A 20102-nucleotide genomic window follows, 5' to 3' on the forward strand; every position below is an offset into this window, starting at 1 on the left:
TAATATTAGGCTAAAAATGAGTGTTCGCATTGTTGAAACCTGTCATTTCGGGACAATTGGAGGATGGGAGGATAGGATAATAGTGGGACAGAATTGTTTTTGCCTTGAACATGCAGTAGGGTAAAGGGATGAAGTGCTGTGGGTACAGGTTGTAGATGAGTCCGTTCGGGTATATCGAAATTTCTATGAGGTCAGGTGTTATGAAGGCGATGATATCCTGAGCAAGGCTCGATTGAGCGGTCTGGTTCACAAGGTCAGGTACCCTGTCACAAAAAAGCCAGCCACCATAAGTATGACTTTTGTCTGGTGACTAGCAAGAATTTAATTAGTCGTTTCAATCCACCAACCTGCAATGTTAATTCCTTTGTACTCTACTTCTTTGCCGTTGCTATCTTCGTAAGCAAAGTTGCCGGTTACAAATAGGAGATACCAGTTTGAATCAGCTTTAGTAATAGGAACGATTTCTGACTTCGTTATTAAGCTTCCTTTTGCGTCAATATAGGTTGACACTTTGACACAATCATAGTCGCTCGGGCAATAGAGCTGCTTATTTTCACTTATCCATTGCTGGAATGAACCGGGATGAGTGGGTACTCGGAACCCACAAAATATGACTACTATTAAGACAATAATCGTCACCCAATTTCCCAATCTTTTCTCTTTTTCAGCTAACCCTATGAGAAGCACGACGAGAATGCCCGTATAGAAACAGAGCCACAGAAACAGGTCTTCCTTAAACAAAATCCATCCATAAGCGAACACCGTGAGACAAAAGCCGAGGACGTTTAAAAAACGATTGAATACGGAAAAATCAATTTTCTCTCCTTCCACATTCTCATCTTTCTTTAAGACCGCCCAACAAATTGTAAAAGCAATTAAAAAAATGTAAATGATGAGTTTCATCTTGCACCTCGGAAATTAGGGAATTAAAAGCTTTTTTAATGTCCCAATTAGTTGGGGAAATGGACTTCAATAATAAATCACCGCCCGAAATTTAATTCGGACGGTGAGGATTGGGTGGGACTAGGTTCTGTCCCCGTGCCCCTATGCTTGTTTTTTTCGTGTTGCCATTACTGCGATGAGGCCAGCTCCTAGGAATAGTAAGCCAACTAGTAATAGGTTGTAGCTGTTTGTGGCTGTTGAAGGTAGCTTTTTGTCATCGTTTTTCTTGTCATTGCTCTTTGTGTCTTGATTTTTATCATTTGTTTCTTTTGGTGTGTTGCCTTTTTCAGTGTCCTTACTTGGAGGTGTTACTTCATCCTTGTCATCAGATGGTTGATCTTCAGGTGTTTTGCCATCTTCAGGGTCTGTTTCTTCACCTGGTTCGTCACCAGGATCTTCCTCAGAGGCTGCAGTTGTAATTATAGTTGATCCCAAGATGACACGCTCTTCGTCATTTTCGTCAAATCCAATGATTTCGATGTTGTAGTCAGTATCAGGATCTAGATCCGTGAGTAAGTAGCTTGTATCCTTTGTTTCTTCTGCTACTACTTCCCCATCTACGAATACATAATAGGTGAAATCTTCAAATCCATCTGTCGTTACAGGCTTCCAGCTAAATTCAATCTCGGTATCTGTAACATGATCTGCTGAAATATCGAGGTATTCATAAAGTACAACTACCCCATTATCCTCTAACTCTCTAATAATTGTTAGCGCCTCTGACCCCTCAGTGAGATCAAGTGAATTGTTCATGATGAGTACAAACTCTAAATATGGTAACGCTAGTAAACCTGAAATATCTGTGATTTCATTGTAAGCCAGGTTCAAAAAGGCGATGTTTAGGTTTTCTAATACAGAAATATCTTTTATCCTATTGTTCTGTAAAGACAACATAGATAGGTTTGTAAGACCTGATAGAGCCTTAAGATCCTCAATATGATTCCAATCTAGCATTAGAAACTGTAGGTTCGTTAAATTTTTCAAAGCCGAAATGTCTGAGATCTCATTGTTGATTATTGATAAATAGGATAGATTCGTTAGACTTTTAAGCGGTTCAAGGTTTGTAATTGCATTTGAATCCAGGTTCAAGTCCTCAAGATTTATTGCATGTTCCAAACCTGTTAAGTCCGTAATGCCTCTGTCTGTTGCATCAAAACTTGTTAAAATAGTTAAATCACTTTCCACGAGTTCACGAGATTTAATACGTAATGCGTCTCTCACCGCTTCTTCTAGGGCTGGGTCAGCAAATTGAACAGGGTCTCCTGACGGAGCCGGTGGTGTTACTACGTACGTATTAGCACTTCCCCAGATAAAGCCGTCCTCGTCCACACCGTCAACTGTGATGTCAAGATCAGTTAAAGGCTCAAGACCTGTTAGCTTATAAAACGGTTGTGAGGCAGGTGTTTCCGCAACTTCCTCGCCATTTACATAGATAACGTATTTAGAGATGTTATCCACTATGTCAAAAAAATTGATCTCAAATTCAACTGTGGACTCGGTCAAATCCGTTACGAAAATCTCGTGACCAAAGTCGCTCCACTCAACAGTGACGCCTTTGTTATGCAATTCTTTGATGACTTCGATGGTCGCGGAACCTTTTGAAAAATCAAGTCCATAGTTGCCATACAAGGATACATACGTTAGGTTTGGCATCTCAAGTAACGTATCGATTTCTTCTAATTGGTTATACGCTAAAGATAATACACTGAGATTCTCTAAATTTGCTAAATCTTCAATACTAGAAATCTGGTTACTATCTAAATCTAAATAGAATAGGTTCGTTAAGTCTTTGATTGGTGTTAAGTCTGTGATTTCATTGCCACTTAGCCATAGGTCCTCAAGATTTGTTGCATACTCAAGGCCAGTTAGGTCTTGTATCTCTAAATAGCTAGCATCTAAGTGTGATAATCTTTCCATATCGTCCACATAGACGTCGCGGTGATAGATTTTTAACGCCTCAGCGACTGCTACTTTTAAATTTTCATCTTTAAATTGGACTTTATCTCCTACTGGTGGTGCAATTGTTGACGCCTCAGTTTCAATTGTCTCAACCGTGTCATCTTGATAAACAATATCCACTTTTAACTGATAGGTTGTTTCTTGTAAAAGATCAGTGTACGTATATGATGTCATATACGGATCGGTAATCTCCTCAACTAATGTGCCATCTAGGTACACTTGGTATTTATTTATGTCGGTCGGCTCCCAAGGCTCTTCCCAATAGATTGAGATAGACTGGTCCGTTACACCTTCCACATATAATTCTTTTTTAATGATTAGTTTTTCATCGTCTAAAAGAATCTCAATTGGATTTGTTAGGTAGTCACGCTCGCTTTCTACCATAAATTCAGCTGTGATTTCTTCGTCAGTAGAATAGTTGTATGTGACAAGATTATAGGTTCCTGTCTTTAGCTCTAGATTCTTATTGCCTGTGTAGCCTTCAATAAAATAGCCCTCATCATCTAAATAGCCATAATACTCCTCGCCAGCTACATTGTCGCTAACCCCAATGATTGAAAAACCAAACTCCCATGGGGTGTTGCCATTTAATGTGGAGACTTTGATGTTTGTCGTCACTATTTCTTCCACTGCTTCAGTTGGGAATGCAGGGAGTTCTATTGGGTCAACAGGTTCCTCTGATCCAGGTGTTTCCGGTGATTCTGGAGTTTCCGTTTCCACAGGTGTTTCAGTAGGGACTCCAGCTTCTTCTGGTTTTTCCCCTTCTTCCACAATAGTGTCAGCAGAATTGAACTCTACTTTTTCGCTGATTAGTAGATTTCCAGTTGACGTTAATGCTGTTATTTCATATGTATACGTGGTGTTTGGTTGGATTTCTGTGTCTTCATATGAATATTGTTTTACATTTCCTTCTTCATTTTGAACATTCGGTTGGATTTCAGCCGTTTGTCCATTTTTGCTAAGTTGAAAGCTTGTGATTTCTTCATCTTCTGGGAGTGACGCTCCCCACGATAACGTAATGCCGTTCTCTGTTTCTGTCAAACTTACTTGGCTTAGCCCTGTTTCGGCATGAGTTCTACTGATGGTCAATGGACTCATGAACGAAAGCAGCAAAACTAGGACCATACTCACATTTAGCCATTTTCGATTGCGCATTCTTTCTTCCTCCTACCGGATTTACAATAATAATAGAAACCATCCAGCATATTATATATCACAGAATAGGAAAATAATATCAAAATTTTACTATATTTGGGATATTTCGAATGGTGAAAATATTAACTTTGAGGGATGCGGGATAAAGGTCATGTAGGGGCATATTGGTTGGTGGGGAATTGCGCCTTTCTTTATGATATTTGCGTTTTAATTTGAGGATTCGCGTTTTAACGACGTGGAATTGCGTTTTATTTTGAAGAATTGCACCTCCAGCAGGCATAATTGCGTGTTAACAGTTTTTCGCCTTTTGGTCTACCTTATTTGATAGAGTGACGTTTGGTGGTTTAGTGTCCTGTTTCCATGACCGATTTTGTATTATTTTGTAGGAATTTAGCGAACGGTTTACATTGATGGTTCTGAAAATTACAAATAAACTATAAAAGACTATGAAACTATTACAAAAGAAGGAGGACGTTAGATGCATTTTTTTAAAAAGACAAAACTTAGCATTCTATTTTTACTCGTTTTATTGTTTCAGACTGTAGTGGCTCCTATTGCCTTTGCTGAGGATGTTCCAGTGGACAAGCCATCTCTAGTCGCACTTGGGGATTCCATCACCTTTGGTTGGAATCTCTATGAGGGGGAGAATCCAGATAAATCAAAGCCATCTGCACATGCATTTCCGAATTATATACTAAATGGTGGTTTTGATGTCAAGAACTTGAGTTTTCCTGGTTGGACCTCGGGTCAATTGCTAGATGCGATCAAAAATAACCCAGCCTATCTGCCCGCAATCGCTCAAGCTGATGTCATTACGCTAAATATCGGAAACAATGACTTACTTCAGGCTGCAGAAGTTGGGAAACTCATATCTGAAGGAACACCACTAACACCGGAAAAGATAGCAGAAATTACACAAAAAATTGAAGCTGCGTCTATTCAATTAGGAAGTAATCTGACTCAAATTATGGGTGCCATCCGTGGGGTGAATCAAGAGGCTCCAATTCTCTTCTATAACGCCTATAACCCATTTGGTGCACATATCGAACAAATCGTGCCTAATTTACATACGATGGGCGAGCTAATTATCACAAATGTGAATCAAAAGGTAATCGCACCAATTTCAGCAAGTGTACCCGGAACATTTTTAGTAGATGCCTATTCAGCTTATAATGGGAAACAAGCTACTTACATTCTACCATTCCCTGACGTACACCCTACTATTGAGGGACAGAAGGCTTTGGCCTCTCTAGCGGATCAAGTATTGATTTCATTGTTACCGCCAGAACTTCCTGAACTGGAAATCTTATTATCTGCAACACCTGCCGACTCTACAGAGGGCCCTGTCACAATCGACGTTACAACAAACCAGGAAGAAGTCTTGGAGATGAAGTGGCTGCCTGGGGAATTAGCTGTAGAGGATTTTGAAACAGAAGGTAATGACATACCGCTGGACAATCCAGTGTTTGAAGTATCGGAAAATGGTTTCTACACTGTTTATGTATTGAGTGGAACTGGCGAGAAGGGAGTTGCTTCAATTGAGGTGAAGAATATTGTTCCGCCAGTTGAAGAACCACCTGTGGAGGAGCCACCGGTCGAGGAACCACCTGTAGAAGAACCTCCGGTTGAAGAGCCGCCTGTGAACGAGGAGCCTAAAGTGGAGGATCCAAAAGAAGATCCGATAAAAGAGCCTGTTAAGGATGAGCAAAAGGTAACACCTGAAAAGACCGAAACAAAATCAGGTCCAAAACTACCTAACACTGCAAGCCCACTATTTAATATGCTTGCGATTGGAATCACAACTCTTTTAATTGGTTCAGCTGTATTGTTTATGTACGTAAGAAGACATAAAACAGCATAATAAAAAGCCTATCTTTCAATCGAAAGATAGGCTTTCTTGTGGGACAAGGGACCTGTCCACGTGATCCATTACTTCACTTGCAGGTTTTCGATGATTGATGTAATGCCCATACCACCTGCAATACAAAGTGTAACTAAGCCATATTTTAGATTTCTACGTCTCATTTCGTAGAGAAGTTTCGTCATTAAGATTGCTCCAGTTGCACCAATAGGATGGCCTAGGGCAATAGCTCCTCCATTCACATTCACCTTGTTCAAATCTAATTCCAAACTCTTTATTACCGCTAAAGCCTGTGCAGAAAATGCTTCATTCAATTCGATTAGATCGATATCATCAATTGTCAGGCCACATTGTTTTAATGCCAATTGGGTTGAAGCTACTGGACCAATTCCCATCACGGTGGGAGACACGCCTTTTGATGCTTGGGCAATGATTCTTGCTTTTGGACTCAAACCATATTCCTTTATTTTTTCCTCTGACATCATAAGAACAGCTGAAGCACCATCGTTTCTTCCACTCGAATTTCCTGCCGTTACGGAACCAGCTTCCATAAATGCAGGAGGGAGTTTTGCTAATTTTTCTAATGTTGTTTCTCGTGGATGTTCATCTGTATCAAAATAAAAATGATTCCGTCTGTCCTTAATCTCAATTGGTAAAATTTCGTCCTTAAAGTACCCTTTGTTTATCGCATTACTGGCTAGTTTCTGACTCCTTAATGCAAACTCATCCTGTTCCTCTCTTGAAATGTGATATTGACTCGCTAATGTTTCAGCCGTGCTTCCCATCACTAGCGGACCATATTTTTCAATGGGTTGAGAGCCAGGTTGACTTTCTGTATTGGGATCTAGGATAAGAGCATTACCGGATTTGATACCAAAGCGTGCGTTGCGGATATAATATGGGGCTGTACTCATACTTTCCGCACCCCCAGCAATCACAACGTCGCTTAATCCGAGGCGAATTTGTTGGTCTGCATTATGAATGGCTTGGATTCCAGACCCACACTGACGGTGTACGGTATACGCAGGTACTTCTTCCGGAACACCAGCTCTTAATGATGCCACCCTTGCAAGATTCGATGTATCGGCACTTTGCTTGGCAGAGCCTAAAATAATCTCGTCTATTGAAATATCAAGACCTGTTCGAGAGATAACTTCCCTTATGACAGCTTCCCCAAGACGGTCTACTGTGATATCCTTCATTGTTCCACCGATTTTTCCGATTGGTGTTCGAACTGCTTCTACGATATAACTATTCTGCATCTTTGTTCCTCCGCTCTTTTATCAAATGCGCATTGGCGTATTTGCGCCCGATTTTTTTCGAGCCTGCTCGAAAAATCTCCTTCGAAAAATCGAGGCATCCGCCGGAGGCTTTAACTTTATTCAACCTGTTTTTAGTCCCTGCTGAAATGATTAATCCCACCTGCTACAGAAGTGGTGGCTTCTTTTGAATAACGTTAAAGCTACGAGAAAGCTCATTTGCAATGATATTTCGTTGAATCTCAGAGGTACCTTCATATATTTTTGTGATTCGAGCATCTCGGTAAAAACGTTCAATTGGATAATCCTTCATATAGCCCTTCCCACCATGTATTTGGAGAGCAAGGTCGGCTACTTTATTGTAAACCTCTGACGCGTATAGCTTTGCTATAGCTGCTTCCTTTACGACTCTTTGATTCTGATCTGTTAAACCAGCGACACGGTACGTAATGGCTCGCAATGTTTCAATTTGCATACTCATGTCAGCAATCATGTGTTGAATCGCTTGGAGTTCCATTAAAGGAACACCAAATTGCTCTCTTTCATGAACATGCTGTAATGAATAGGTTAATAATTTTTCAGCAGATCCAAGGTTCCTTGCAGCCAACCCGACTCGACTATTTGTCAATATCTTCAAAGCACTCACATACCCTTGCCCTATCTCTCCTAAAACATTTTCAACAGGTACTTCCATATCTTCAAAAATTAATTCAGCAGAATGCGAGCCACGCAGCCCCATTTTTTGATCAATTTTTCCTACATTAAATCCTGGAAAACTTTTTTCCACTATAAATGCGGTTATGCCTTTTGCCCCTTTTTCCTGGTCAGTAACCGCTAAAACGGTAAAAACATGCCCAACAACTGCATTCGTAATATAATACTTTGAACCATTAATGATATATTTATCGCCTTTACGTTCTGCTCTTGTTTTTATGTTCGATGCGTTTGAACCTGCAGATTGCTCCGTTAAGGCAAATGCTGCAATCCATTCTCCACTTGCCATTTTAGGTAAGTACTTCTTTTTTTGATTGTGCGTACCAAGTTGAACAATCCCCATTGATCCAATTCCTGTATGAGCACCGATTAAGGTGGTAAATCCATTATGGGTTTTTCCGAGTTCTTCATAAATGGCACATTTTTCTACCATACTAAGACCTAATCCACCATACTCATCCGGTACGCTTAACCCAAACAGCCCAAATTCCTTTGACATCCCCACAAGCTTTTCAGGTATCAAGTCATTCTCTTCAATGGATGTGGCGAGCGGTTCAACCTCAGATTCTATAAACCTTCTTATCTTTTCTTGATATTCTAGTATTCTACAAGAGAAATTGATAACAATCCCTCCTTATTACTTGTATTCATAAAATCCCGCTCCACTCTTTCTCCCCAGTCTTCCTGCCTTTACATATTTGGTAAGTAAGGGGCAAGGGCGGTATTTTTCACCCAGGGTTTCATGCAAATATTGCATATTACGCAGTCTCGTATCAAGACCAACTAAGTCAGCTAATTCGAGTGGTCCCATTGGATGGTTTAATCCTAGCTTCATTGCTTTATCTATATCCTCAGCAGTTGCTACGCCCTCCATCAGCATATTCATTGCTTCATTTCCTATTAAACAGTTCATTCTTGAGGTGACAAATCCAGGGAATTCATTGACAATTTTTGCATATATATAAAAGGGGAGGATGTAGAGGGTGACCCAGGAATACCAAGTGTTAATAATGGTAATAGAGCACCGCCTACTGTTGCATTATTTGCCGCTTCAGGACCTGCAATCCCTTCAGGATTTCCTTTTCCAAATGTTTCTGGGCTCTTGGATGTCTTTTTGGCAATCGAGTAGGAAAACCATGAAGCTGGACCGGCACCCATACCAGGAATGATTCCGATAATAATACCGACAAGGGAACCAAGTGTTGATGCTTTAAATATCTTCTTGAAATCTTTAAAACTTAATCTTGTCATAAATCGGGAAAGACCTTTTTGGTCTGTTTGATATTTCACCTTTAAATCCTTACTAACCATAATTAATAATTCTGAGATTGCGAACATACCGACTAATAATGCAACTAAGTCTACACCTTCCATTAATTCAATTTCCCCAAATGTAAAGCGAGGCGCCCCAGTGAATGCATCCATCCCGATTGTCCCCACCATTAAACCAAGTACAGCTGCAATGAGACTCTTCACTTTATCCTCTGAACTCAGCATTCCTACTGCAAATAATCCAAGCAAACCGATTAAAAAGAACTCTGGTTCACCAATGGATAAAGCAAATTTTACTAGTGGACCAGATAAGAAAATCAGTGCTAACCCACCAGCTAAACCACCAATTACGGAGGCCGTTAATGAATAGGCAATGGCTTTTCCAGGTTTACCTTGTTTTGACATGGCATTACCATCAAATACAGTTACCAAAGCCGCCGGAGTACCTGGAATACCTAATATAACAGCGGATATCGAACCACCGTATTCAGCACCCTGGTAGGTGGCTAATAATAGGAGGATAGCTGCCATGGGATCCATTGAGTATGACAACGGGAGCATTAGTACAAGTGCTAGCACTGCACCCAACCCTGGCAAAGCACCTATTAATACTCCTACAAATGTTCCTAATATAATTGCGAATAGGGTTGAAAGAGAAAATAATGAAGAAAAGTCAAAATTAAGAAACTCCATAGCTTCAACTCCTTGAATCTAGATTATTTTATATGACACCTTTCCTAAGTAAGCCTTAATCCTAACAAGTAATCAAAAACAAAATAGATTAACCCCGTAATGAATAATGATAGTAAGATATTTTTCAAGAGTCTGCTTTTATTTCTCAACTCTTCCTTATAAAAAACGGTCATTAATGCTAAGAGGTATACAACGAGGCTTATATAAAAATAGCCAAACCAGTTCCAACTTATAATAAATAATGCCGATATTCCGATAGTAATTAATATTAAGGGTAGATTTGGCAAATCCAATTTTTTATCATTCGTTTTCAATACACTTTGAATGAAACTAACTACACATAAAATAATTAATAAACTTCCGAGAATGATAGGAAAAAAACCTGCTCCTATATCGGAAATTGTTCCACCATTCAGGTCAATCGCCGTTTTGATATACACAACTCCAACTACTATTAGTAGCAGTAAAACTAGATAAGAAGATCGTTTTATCGTCATCTCGCACCTCCATCAGTTCATTAAAAACGCTGTTCTACAGTTTCCGCGCTCCACCTAATGCTCGATACCCCTTGGTATATGTTTTATACATTCCTAGATATAGAGTAATAGTTCATGCACTTCTTCTGTAGAACAGCCCCTTCGATATGAGCTAAATTCCTTTTACTTTATCGCACCAATCGCTTCAAGAATTACTTTGTTTTTATCATATCGATCTTTTATTACTTCTCTAAACTCATCACTATCCGCATAATAAGGTGCAAGCCCTAAATCTGTTAGCTTAGCTTTTACTTCTGGATCTTCGAGAGCCTTTTTAAACGCTTGATGGATGATATCCAATCTTGACTCAGGTACACCTGGTGTTGCAAGTAGTCCGATCCAAGGTGTATTTCCGCTATCAATTCCATAATCTTTTAATATTTGAGCTTCGAATAACTCACTTTTTTCAGCACCTGTATCTATAAGAATTCGGTTTATCGTGTCATCTACTTGGTATGGATTACCTATGGCACCATCCACTTCTCCTGATAGAAGTGCCTGCATAGAAGGTCCACCGCCGCTATATGGGATACCAACTATTTCAATACCTGTTTTCGAAGCAAGCTCTTCCATTGCTAGGTGGCCAATCGAGCCTACTCCTGAATGTGCATACTTAAATTTTCCAGGGTTGGCTTTTACATATTCTAACCATTCTCCAAAGTCCTGCCACGGAGCATCTTCACGAATAATCAATAATTGAGGAGCTGATACAAGTCGAAGTACTTCTTCGAAGCTATCCCATTCGTATTGCAATTCATCGGTATGTGTTTTGATTGCAACACCCGTTTCCATTGTTACCGCAACTGTGTAGCCGTCCGGTTCGGCATTAAATAATTGTGTTAATCCCACAGTTGAGGAACCACCTGGTTTGTTTTCAACAACGATTGATACTTGATTTGGTAGGTGCTTGGACGCTGCCTCAGCCAATACCCGTGCAGATGTGTCTGTACTACCACCAGTATCATAAGGAACAATTAGTGTTATTGGCTTTTCTGGAAAACTATCATCCTCTTTTTTGCCTTCATCCGAAGTTTTTGTTTCCTCTGACTTTGAACAGCCTACTAGCAATACAAAAATCAAAGCTACTGCCAACATGAACCATCTTTTTTTCATCTTGTTTCCCCCTCTTCTTATTTTCATCATTTTTTTGAATCCATTTATAATAAGTAAAACCTTGTAGCTCCTTTGATATTTTTAAATAGTTTTTGTAGGATCTTTCTTTCGGGAAATTACCCCCTGTTTATGAAGGGCATCAATAGTTGAAGAAGAATAACCTATTTCTTGTAAAATTTCCTTTGTGTGCTCACCAATTTCAGGAGATCGATTTTTTAATACACTTTGCTCATCGGATAGTTTGACGACTACACCTGGAACTGTTACTTTTGTGTCATTGATTTCTATATCAATTAGCATATCCCGATTACGTAAGTGTTCATCTTTAAGTACATCCTCAATCGTATTGATTTTTCCGCAAGGGACTGATGCATTTTCTAGTAAGTCAACAATTTCGGAAACCGTCCTACTTGATGTCCATTCCGATATTCGCTTTTCAAGCTCATCATAGTTATCAAGTCTCCCATTCACGGTGTAGTAAGGTGAAGTCTCACTCCCCCATTCGGGACGTCCGATCACTTTGCAAAATTCACTCCACATTTTCGGAGCAAGAGCCGCAATATATACATAACCATCTACTGCCGGAAAGGTAGTTGCAAATACATTTCTGCTGCGGTTTCCAATTCGCATCGGATTTTCCTTAAGCACACTAACGAGTGATAAATTTTCAAATAACATGGATACCATAGAATCAAGCATTGCAACATCTACCAATTGCCCTTTACCTGTACGTTCCCTAGCTTGAAGCGCAAGCAGTGCGCCGTTAGCACCTTGCAATCCAGTGATATGGTCGGCAATGAATAATCCTGATTTTATTGGAGGCCCGTCTGGTTCTCCTGTTAAATGAGCGGCTCCACTTAACCCTTGAATCATTCCATCAAAAGCACGTTTGTTTTTGTTTGCCCCCGTTAAACCAAATCCCGTAATATGAACCATTATAATTTTGGGATTAATGTTAGAAATCGTCTCATAATCGATTCCCAGTTTTTCAGGAACACCTACTGAATAATTCGTTACTAAAATATCAGCGCTTTCAATTAACTTTTTTATTATTTCTTGCCCTTCCTTCGATTTTAAATCGAGAGATAGTGCCTTTTTATTCCGATTCATCGTTTCAAAATATATACTAATATCGTTATAGATAGGCTCAGCTACCCTTGAAGGCTCCCCATTAATAGGTTCTATTTTTATAACTTCCGCACCGTGATCGGCTAGCGTTTGACAACAATAAGGTCCTGCAATATAGTGGGTAAAATCTAACACCCTTATTCCACTTAACGGTCTCACAGATTTACACACCTTCCAATACGTCATTTTTAATAAAATCCAATGCTACTTCACTTTTGCCAAGTCTAGATTTAGAGTTTGTTCCAGCATAATTCCCTCTTTTATTCCAACCTGCTCTGTAAGTAATAATGCTTCCTTCCACTTTCTTACTACTTTGTACCCTTTGCTTGCAATGGTTTCAGCATATTCCATGACCCTACTGCTCAGTTCACTCTCATCAACGATCGCTTCAATCGCTCCTAATTGGTATGCATCTTGGGCAGTGCACTTCATACCAGTCAGAGCCATTGTCCGTATTTTTTGATAGGGTAAAATCCTTGATAAACCTTTCGCTCCTCCAACCAGCCCAATATTAATTTCTGGTATTGCGAAATATGCCTTTTCAGATGAAATAATAACATCCGAGCACCCTACTAATACTGCACCCATTCCAACAGCAGCTCCATTTAGCTCACAAATAACAGGGACAGAACAATGATACAAATCCTCCCAAACCTTACGAAGCTTTGGTCGACGAACGACATCATCTGCGGGTGTATACGTTGCTAATACTTTAACATCCGCACCTGCGCAAAAGACCTTTCCTTCAGCCTTTAGAACCACCGCACAAATTTCATTATGAGCATTCACGTACTCAACGATCGCGCTAAGCTCTTCATAGCTTTCTTGAGTTAAAGCATTTACAGGTGGCCTATCAAAGGTGACAATTAAGATTTTGTTATCATTCGTAAGGTTTACTTTGAAGTTCTTGTATACTTGGATTGCTTTCAATCTACTCTCTCCTTCCAATTAATTCCCAGTTTATTCCTATTTAACAGGGAACGGGTTTAGTTTGATTAAATCATATGATTGAATATTCCGTATACTCAAAATTTTTTATACTTCCATAGGTAATTACTATATATACCTGCATTGCTTAAGAATCCTGTTTTTTCTAAAAAATGATCTAAAAAAACGAAAAACCCCTCTTTCAAAAGAAAGAGAGGCATATGAGCATATGAAACGTCCGTCCCCTCTTATCTTTCAAAACATAATGTTTTGCTGGAATTAGCACCTTTTCATGTCGAAACATGAGTGGTTGCCGAGCTTCATCGGGCCAGTCCCTCCGCTACTCTAGATAAGAGATTAAATATTAAATTTATATATATAGTTTATAAAGTTACATGATAATGTTATTATTGTCAATGACGTTTTAGAAGATTTAAAATTATTCGTCAATTATTATATTAAAATACTATTGTGCTAATAATATACTTTCGGATTAAATGAGGAGGCTCCTATGAAACTTGAACAACTAAAGTATATTGTCGAAATAGCTGATACGGGATCAATCTCTCATGCAGCAGAAAGTCTTCAAATTACCCAACCGACCATTAGTCAATCCATTGCGAGTTTAGAAAAGGATTTGAAATTAAAAATTTTCACTCGTTCCCGACTAGGAACCCAGCCCACTGAAGCAGGAAAAATTATCATCCAGCAAGCTAGAGTCATATTAAGTAAAGTGAATGAATTAGAAGAAATGATAAGTGTTCAAAGTTCCCAACTATCTGGCTCCTTGTCCATTAGTGCAATACCTAGTTTTAGTTTAAATATATTACCTAAAGCACTTAACCTTTTTAAAATTCAATATCCTGAGGTTCATATTAAGTTATTCGAAGGTGGTTCCATCTTTACAAACCAGCTTGTTCTAGAGGAGAAAATTGATTTAGGGTTAACATCATTGAGACATGATTCAGAAATCGATCCAAGGTTATCTTTTAAACCATTATTAACGAGCAAGATGATTGCATATGTTGGACAATACTCTCCATTGGCAAAAAAGAGAACTGTCTCGTTAAAAGAGATTGTCCAATATCCTATTGTTCTCTTTGATGAAGGTTATGCGACCAATTATTTTATGGGTGAAAAGCTTGAGAAATTTGGCAAACCCAATATTGTATTCACTTCCGGAAATTCAGAATCGATGAAAAAAGTGATCTCCGAGAGCTTTGCAGTCGGTTTTTACGGTGACGTATCTGTACAATCCGATCCATATGTATTAAGTAATCAAATCCTACCAATTTATATCGAAGAGGAAGTCGATTCCTATTCATATCACGGCATTGTAACGAAAAAGAGCCTCCCAATCTCCTTAATCGCCCAAAAGTTTATAGATGAACTACGCAATCAAACTGAAAGCTTCAAACGAGTCTATAACTTGCAAGATTATTCAAAGAAGTAGAGTTGTTGGTTGGCAGCCAATCATTTAAACAAGAATGCACATATTGAAGCATTAATATTTTAAAATAGAATTTTTATGAAAATTATGGCTGAAACAGACTATTTCAAGGGACTTAATATCCTACTAATCAAATGTTTGTTTGAAATTCAAGTTTCAGACCCTTACTTGATTAAGCTGCTATTCAAACGTTTGTTTGAATTAATAATTCATAATTAGTACAGATATTTTTAAAACTTGTTTTTACTATATTGAAGTCATCTTTGAGCATAACAAACCCCCATTTGGCGGAAACCAAATGGGGGTTTGTAGCTATGACACTGTCTTACCTTATTCCCAAATTGCGTTTACATTGTTAGTGAGCATTTCTTTAATTTCGTTACTAGCATTGCTGTTATTTAGATGTTTTGTGAAGTCTTCTAGGTGTTTCTTTGCTTGTTGCGCATCGCCTTTGTCATAATGGTGCTGTGCTTGGTCTAATCGGTTTGTTAGTTGTTTCATTAGTGAATGATCGATTTGGTTTGATTCTGCAAGCTCCGCAATTTGCTTGGCTAATGTAGATGTGGTGACGTTAACTGTCACGGTAATTGCGTTTGATGTGTATTCTTCACCTTGATAAGTCACAATTGCCTGTATCTCAGTAGTTCCTGCATTTTCACCGGTGATTTTGCCGTTCTCTACCGTAGCAACCTGAGGTGAACTACTTACCCACTCTACATCAACTTCATCTAGGTTAACTACATCTCCGTTTATATGGAGGACAGAAAGGTCAGTTTCCCTTTCCTCACCTTGGAGTATCGTTGTTTCCCCTGCTGAAAGAACAACTTCTTTTAACAGAACTTCTTTTTCATAAGTTAGTTTGAAGTCATCATAATAGGCGCCTGACGTTGTAAAGAAGTTTGAAGCCCCTCCAAATAATCTAGCAGAAACAGCATTTTCAGGTGCTGTGACCGTTGCTCGTACAGTTTGCCATTGTTTATGACCACCTCTGACATGAATGATGTTAACACCATCCACATCACTCCCAACTTGCTTACCAGCTGCATTAAAATAACGGATAAAGAAGCTTGCACTGCCATCCTCTAAATACATTTCAACTGTACCGGTATATTCAACACCAGCTTTAACCGGAATCGGATCTGATACGACAAACACCGTTTCATTTTGAGAGCTATCCGTAATTTTTAAGGAATTGGTTCCCGTTTTGGCCTTTTCATCAGTTATCCCGTACGATACATTACTTGAAAGACTAAATAAAGACGACCAACCCGGAATCGAATTGTTTTCTCCTACTGTTCCTTCAAACCCTGCATTTTCAAATGAAACAGGAACAGTCTCGTAAATAGGTTTAACAGGTAGTTTACCGCCATCAACGACAGGAATCATTTTTAAATAATGACTGTCACCGTCGATAAAATAAATATTTTGGTTACCTTCGTTATCATAGGCAAGTTCAATAAACGAAACTTCAGGTCCAGCTTCAATTAAGCTAACATGCTTGAGTTCGTCTGATTTCGGATCTACAACGGCTAGTTTTCCTCCAATATCCGTATACAATAGACCATCTTCGCCAAATAAAATATGAACCGGTCTCCACATTCCTCTATTTTTGATATTCGGATATAGGTTTTTCGATTTTACAATTTCGTACGTATCCGGGTTCATTGCAAATAAGATTCCGTCAACGGCTCCCCATAACAATCCATCTTCATCAAACGTTAACCCACTGATCATTGGTGGCGCATCTAATTCTGGGAAATCTAATTCAAACTCCGTAATTTTCTTCTTACCTGCTACATCCCACACAAACATTTTTGCCTTTTTGGCAGTTGGTTCGATGTCTAATCCACCGCGAATTGTAGTAGATCCGTAAATCTTTCCATCTTTATAAGCAAGCCCCACAATACTTTGATCTTGGACTACATTTCTGTGTGTCTCTCTATCACCTGTAATAGGGTCATAGATTGTAAATGTTCCACCTAGTTTTTGATAGTATGGAATTGTACCAATTAACAATTTTTCATTTTCGAATTTCATGATATATGGACGGTCTTGTTCATACTCATCATATAAATTGAAGAGCGTTTTGACTTCTAGCGTATCAGTATTCATCTTCTGAATCGATGCTCCGGAGTAAATCCCGAAGTACATATCTGAGCCATTCCCGGCAATCATGCCTTCTGCTTGGCCCTGTGAATACGTCGTAACTTCTCCTGTTTTCGTGTTATACCTTGCCCCTTTTGGTCCTCCTGGGTAGGTCGTCATGTACAGGTTCCCATCAGGTCCCAGTCCAAGACTATGTAAAGCTAACGGCAAATTCCCATTCATCGATAAAGGTAAATCGATTATTTTTTGGGCGTCCAAATCCACTGTCATAATTTCTCCGGTTCTTTTTACCGTAATCAGACGTAAATCTGAATTATTTTCGCCAAAATCAACGAATGCACTTCCTCGCCATCCTGCAGGATAACGTATACCCGTTTCCCTTGTTTCTAGTGTGTTTACATCCACTTCTAAAATATGACGTTCGTTAATTACGTATGTTTTGCCATCATTCACAGCTAATTGTGAATATCCAAAAGCTCCAAAGTCGTCCTCAGAACCATCGCCTTTTATACCACCTATTACTCTATCAACCCACTCTTGTGTTGTTAAATCATATAGCAAAATCGCACTCACACCACTAAAACGTACAAATAAGTAGTTTCCAGCAACCTCCATATCATAGGCAAACTGCATTTCTTCGAGCGTTTTTCCAAAGATATCCGCTACATTTTTCGTGATATTTTCTTTTTCTAGAGTCTCCGTGTTGATGCGGTACACACTTCCGGTAACCCCCAGGCCTGCGTAGAGATAACCGTTGTGGTACGTCAACGATCGCACATAACTAGCGTCGCCCTCAGCATCTACTTTTCCTAGGTCAATAAATTTTTGCTGAGCGACGTCGTATTTGAAGATTTTACCTTCCTTTTCTTTGTATGTTCCGATATAGACATTTCCATCGTCATCGGTTGTGCTGCTCCAGAATTGATGGCTTGCATCTGGAATTCCTAGGTTCTTTACTGACTTTGTTTCTGGTGAATAGCTCCAAAGTTCTCCCGCGTTCTTTTCCGCTAATCCAGCAATATATACCGTTCCATCTGGAGCGATGATATGTGTCCAAACCTGGCTTACTTTTCCTAATTGGGCATTAAAGAGAACCGTATTGTTTTTAACATCAATAACATTAAATAATCCTCCATTTGCTGTTGTGTAAACAACATCCTTCCCATTCTCTTTTCCAAATACCGCATCTGTCACAACTGCACCTGTAGCAGGAGTACCCAAATTCTGCACTTCTTTAAAACCACGACCATTCAATTTTGCAACCACTGTCTCGTCTTGATTTTCTTCAGCACTTACACTGAATTGAAAGAAACTAGTGATTAACACGATAATTAAGAAGCTTGAGAGTAACTTTCGATAACGTTTTTTCCCCATAGTAGATCTCCCTTCGTTTTAAAAGAATTAAAAATGGTAGCGTATACAATTTGTGATTACGGCTCATACCTCCCTAATAATAGAATTGTTGGTATTCTCCCTGGTGAAAATTCCGAGTCTTGAACTAATTATATAGTTCACCTTCTAACAGGGACAGTCCATAATAAGTCGATAAATTGTCTTTATGGTGTCTTTAAGGGAGGAGAGAGGAGGGGGGGTCAAGGTGATAGTTGTCAAGGCTCCTACATAGGTCCTAGAACACGAGAGTGGGTATATTATCCTATTTTACAACCAATTATTAGTATGTCGAATGAATACTTGTCTATGGATAATGTTTATGTACACAAAAACAGCCTATCTTTCATGAGCAACTCCTGCTCAAAAGATAGGCTGTTTTGTTGGGACCTGGGTCGCCAGCTGGGTCAAGGGACCTGTCCCCGTGACCCAAGCGTAAGTTCACTTTTCCTCAAATGGTTCAGTACCACTTGGACAATTCGCTTTGCTGCATGTCCATCACCATACGGGTTCGAGGCCTGAGCCATTTTTTCATATTCGATCGGATTTGTTAGAAGTTCATGTGCGAGTGTGAAGATTGATTGTTCGTCGGTTCCTGCGAGTTTTAACGTCCCAGCTTCAATGCCTTCGGGGCGTTCGGTTGTATCTCGGAGGACGAGTACTGGTACGCCGAGCGATGGCGCTTCCTCCTGAATTCCGCCTGAGTCGGTCAAAATCAGATGTGCTCTGGCTGCAAAGTTGTGGAAATCGAGTACGGGTAGTGGATCGATTAGATGGATTCGTTCATTGTTTCCGAGTATAGTTGTTGCGGAATCTTTTACGGCTGGGTTGAGATGGACTGGGTAGACGACTTGGACATCATCGTGGACTTGCGTGATTCGTTTTATCGCTTTGAAAATGTTTTTTAGTGGCTCGCCTAGATTTTCACGTCTGTGGGCTGTGAGTAGTAAAAGTTTGTCTGTTCCGACTTTGTTCAGGATTGGGTGCTGGTAGGTTGGATTGACCGTTAATTTGAGTGCATCAATTCCGGTGTTGCCGGTGATAAAAATTTGGTGCTCAGGAATGTTCTCGTCGAACAGGTTTTGAGCTGATTTTTTAGTAGGTGCAAAATGAAAATCAGCGATGCTTGTTGTCATTTTTCGGTTCATTTCTTCCGGGAACGGGGAGTACTTGTTGTGAGTTCTGAGCCCCGCTTCCACATGTCCGACTTTGATTTGATGGTAAAAGGCGGCTAGGCTCGCTGCAAAAGTCGTCGTCGTATCACCGTGAACTAAGACGAGATCTGGCATTTCTTTTTTTAAAATCTCATCAATCCCAGTGAGGGCGCTGGTTGTAATACTGGTGAGCGTTTGCCGCTCCTCCATGATATCCAGATCATAATGGGGTCGGACTTGGAAAGCTTCTAAAACCTGGTCAAGCATATTTCGGTGCTGCGCCGTCACAGTCACAATCGGGATGATGTCATGTGGATGCTTCTCGAGTTCCTTCACAACAGGCGCCATCTTAATCGCCTCAGGCCGAGTGCCAAAAACCAGCATCACCTTTATCTTTTGGTTCATATAATTTCTCCTTTCTAGGGGCACAGTTCACAGGTCCCT

The 20102-nt window shown here is 39.6% G+C and carries 13 protein-coding genes, 1 pseudogene and 1 riboswitch; of the genes and pseudogenes, 2 read left to right on the plus strand and 12 right to left on the minus strand.

The genetic code is table 11. The features are described from left to right. Positions 1 to 321: 321 nt before the first annotated feature. Together ACFSFW_RS16055 and ACFSFW_RS16060 are read right to left on the minus strand one after the other, a co-directional pair. Positions 322 to 903, minus strand: a complete 582-nt coding sequence (locus tag ACFSFW_RS16055) for a hypothetical protein (RefSeq protein ID WP_388039751.1) — start codon at positions 901 to 903, stop codon at positions 322 to 324. Between the two features lie 141 nt (positions 904 to 1044). Then, positions 1045 to 4056: a leucine-rich repeat domain-containing protein gene (locus ACFSFW_RS16060; protein WP_388039753.1), complete on the minus strand. Its 3012-nt coding sequence runs from the start codon at positions 4054 to 4056 to the stop codon at positions 1045 to 1047. 478 nt (positions 4057 to 4534) lie between these two features. On the opposite strand from ACFSFW_RS16060, the gene ACFSFW_RS16065 reads away from it, so the two are divergent. Beyond that, positions 4535 to 5917, plus strand: a complete 1383-nt coding sequence (locus ACFSFW_RS16065; RefSeq protein WP_388039755.1) for an SGNH/GDSL hydrolase family protein — start codon at positions 4535 to 4537, stop codon at positions 5915 to 5917. Positions 5918 to 5985: 68 nt separating this feature from the next. Here ACFSFW_RS16065 and ACFSFW_RS16070 read toward each other — a convergent pair whose 3' ends face one another. The 8 genes and pseudogenes from ACFSFW_RS16070 to ACFSFW_RS16105 all read right to left on the minus strand — a co-directional run bounded on the left by ACFSFW_RS16070 (position 5986) and on the right by ACFSFW_RS16105 (position 13562). Then, a complete protein-coding gene (locus ACFSFW_RS16070) occupies positions 5986 to 7179 on the minus strand; it encodes a thiolase family protein (protein WP_388039757.1) in 1194 nt (397 codons plus the stop codon). 163 nt (positions 7180 to 7342) lie between these two features. Then, positions 7343 to 8494, minus strand: coding sequence for an acyl-CoA dehydrogenase family protein (locus ACFSFW_RS16075; RefSeq protein ID WP_388040341.1), 1152 nt, complete (start codon positions 8492 to 8494; stop codon positions 7343 to 7345). Between the two features lie 33 nt (positions 8495 to 8527). After that, a pseudogene (locus ACFSFW_RS16080) lies at positions 8528 to 8836 on the minus strand (3-hydroxyacyl-CoA dehydrogenase family protein); the annotation flags it as partial. Next, positions 8800 to 9855: a tripartite tricarboxylate transporter permease gene (locus ACFSFW_RS16085; protein WP_388039759.1), complete on the minus strand. Its 1056-nt coding sequence runs from the start codon at positions 9853 to 9855 to the stop codon at positions 8800 to 8802. The gene ACFSFW_RS16085 and the pseudogene ACFSFW_RS16080, both read right to left, overlap by 37 nt. 44 nt (positions 9856 to 9899) lie before the next feature. Continuing rightward, complete coding sequence (locus tag ACFSFW_RS16090) at positions 9900 to 10352, minus strand: tripartite tricarboxylate transporter TctB family protein (RefSeq protein ID WP_388039761.1); 453 nt, start codon at positions 10350 to 10352, stop codon at positions 9900 to 9902. A 162-nt stretch (positions 10353 to 10514) separates the two neighbouring features. After that, complete coding sequence (locus ACFSFW_RS16095; RefSeq protein ID WP_388039763.1) at positions 10515 to 11504, minus strand: Bug family tripartite tricarboxylate transporter substrate binding protein; 990 nt, start codon at positions 11502 to 11504, stop codon at positions 10515 to 10517. 81 nt (positions 11505 to 11585) lie between these two features. Next, on the minus strand, positions 11586 to 12791 hold the full coding sequence (locus ACFSFW_RS16100) for a CaiB/BaiF CoA transferase family protein (protein ID WP_388039765.1): 1206 nt from the start codon (positions 12789 to 12791) through the stop codon (positions 11586 to 11588). 45 nt (positions 12792 to 12836) lie between these two features. After that, a complete protein-coding gene (locus ACFSFW_RS16105) occupies positions 12837 to 13562 on the minus strand; it encodes an enoyl-CoA hydratase-related protein (protein WP_388039767.1) in 726 nt (241 codons plus the stop codon). A gap of 242 nt (positions 13563 to 13804) precedes the next feature. Beyond that, a riboswitch (SAM riboswitch) is annotated at positions 13805 to 13915 on the minus strand. Positions 13916 to 14070: 155 nt separating this feature from the next. Here ACFSFW_RS16105 and ACFSFW_RS16110 point away from each other — a divergent pair. Then, complete coding sequence (locus ACFSFW_RS16110; RefSeq protein WP_388039769.1) at positions 14071 to 15012, plus strand: LysR family transcriptional regulator; 942 nt, start codon at positions 14071 to 14073, stop codon at positions 15010 to 15012. Between the two features lie 327 nt (positions 15013 to 15339). Here ACFSFW_RS16110 and ACFSFW_RS16115 read toward each other — a convergent pair whose 3' ends face one another. Then, positions 15340 to 18489, minus strand: a complete 3150-nt coding sequence (locus ACFSFW_RS16115) for an FIMAH domain-containing protein (RefSeq protein WP_388039771.1) — start codon at positions 18487 to 18489, stop codon at positions 15340 to 15342. 422 nt (positions 18490 to 18911) lie between these two features. Then, positions 18912 to 20063 carry a non-hydrolyzing UDP-N-acetylglucosamine 2-epimerase gene (gene wecB / locus ACFSFW_RS16120; protein ID WP_388039773.1) on the minus strand — a complete coding sequence of 384 codons (1152 nt, stop codon included), beginning with the start codon at positions 20061 to 20063 and terminating at the stop codon, positions 18912 to 18914. Between the last annotated feature and the right edge of the window lie 39 nt (positions 20064 to 20102).

It is taken from the genome of Ferdinandcohnia salidurans (assembly GCF_042680725.1).
Classification (GTDB): Bacteria; Bacillota; Bacilli; order Bacillales; family Bacillaceae_L; genus Ferdinandcohnia; species Ferdinandcohnia salidurans.

Bases quoted from the DNA above. Each gene is read 5' to 3' on its own strand.
- ACFSFW_RS16055 (WP_388039751.1), bottom strand. From the start codon at position 903: ATGAAACTCATCATTTACATTTTTTTAATTGCTTTTACAATTTGTTGG.
- ACFSFW_RS16060 (WP_388039753.1), bottom strand. From the start codon at position 4,056: ATGCGCAATCGAAAATGGCTAAATGTGAGTATGGTCCTAGTTTTGCTG.
- ACFSFW_RS16065 (WP_388039755.1), top strand. From the start codon at position 4,535: ATGCATTTTTTTAAAAAGACAAAACTTAGCATTCTATTTTTACTCGTT.
- ACFSFW_RS16070 (WP_388039757.1), bottom strand. From the start codon at position 7,179: ATGCAGAATAGTTATATCGTAGAAGCAGTTCGAACACCAATCGGAAAA.
- ACFSFW_RS16085 (WP_388039759.1), bottom strand. From the start codon at position 9,855: ATGGAGTTTCTTAATTTTGACTTTTCTTCATTATTTTCTCTTTCAACC.
- ACFSFW_RS16090 (WP_388039761.1), bottom strand. From the start codon at position 10,352: ATGACGATAAAACGATCTTCTTATCTAGTTTTACTGCTACTAATAGTA.
- ACFSFW_RS16095 (WP_388039763.1), bottom strand. From the start codon at position 11,504: ATGAAAAAAAGATGGTTCATGTTGGCAGTAGCTTTGATTTTTGTATTG.
- ACFSFW_RS16110 (WP_388039769.1), top strand. From the start codon at position 14,071: ATGAAACTTGAACAACTAAAGTATATTGTCGAAATAGCTGATACGGGA.
- ACFSFW_RS16115 (WP_388039771.1), bottom strand. From the start codon at position 18,489: ATGGGGAAAAAACGTTATCGAAAGTTACTCTCAAGCTTCTTAATTATC.
- wecB (WP_388039773.1), bottom strand. From the start codon at position 20,063: ATGAACCAAAAGATAAAGGTGATGCTGGTTTTTGGCACTCGGCCTGAG.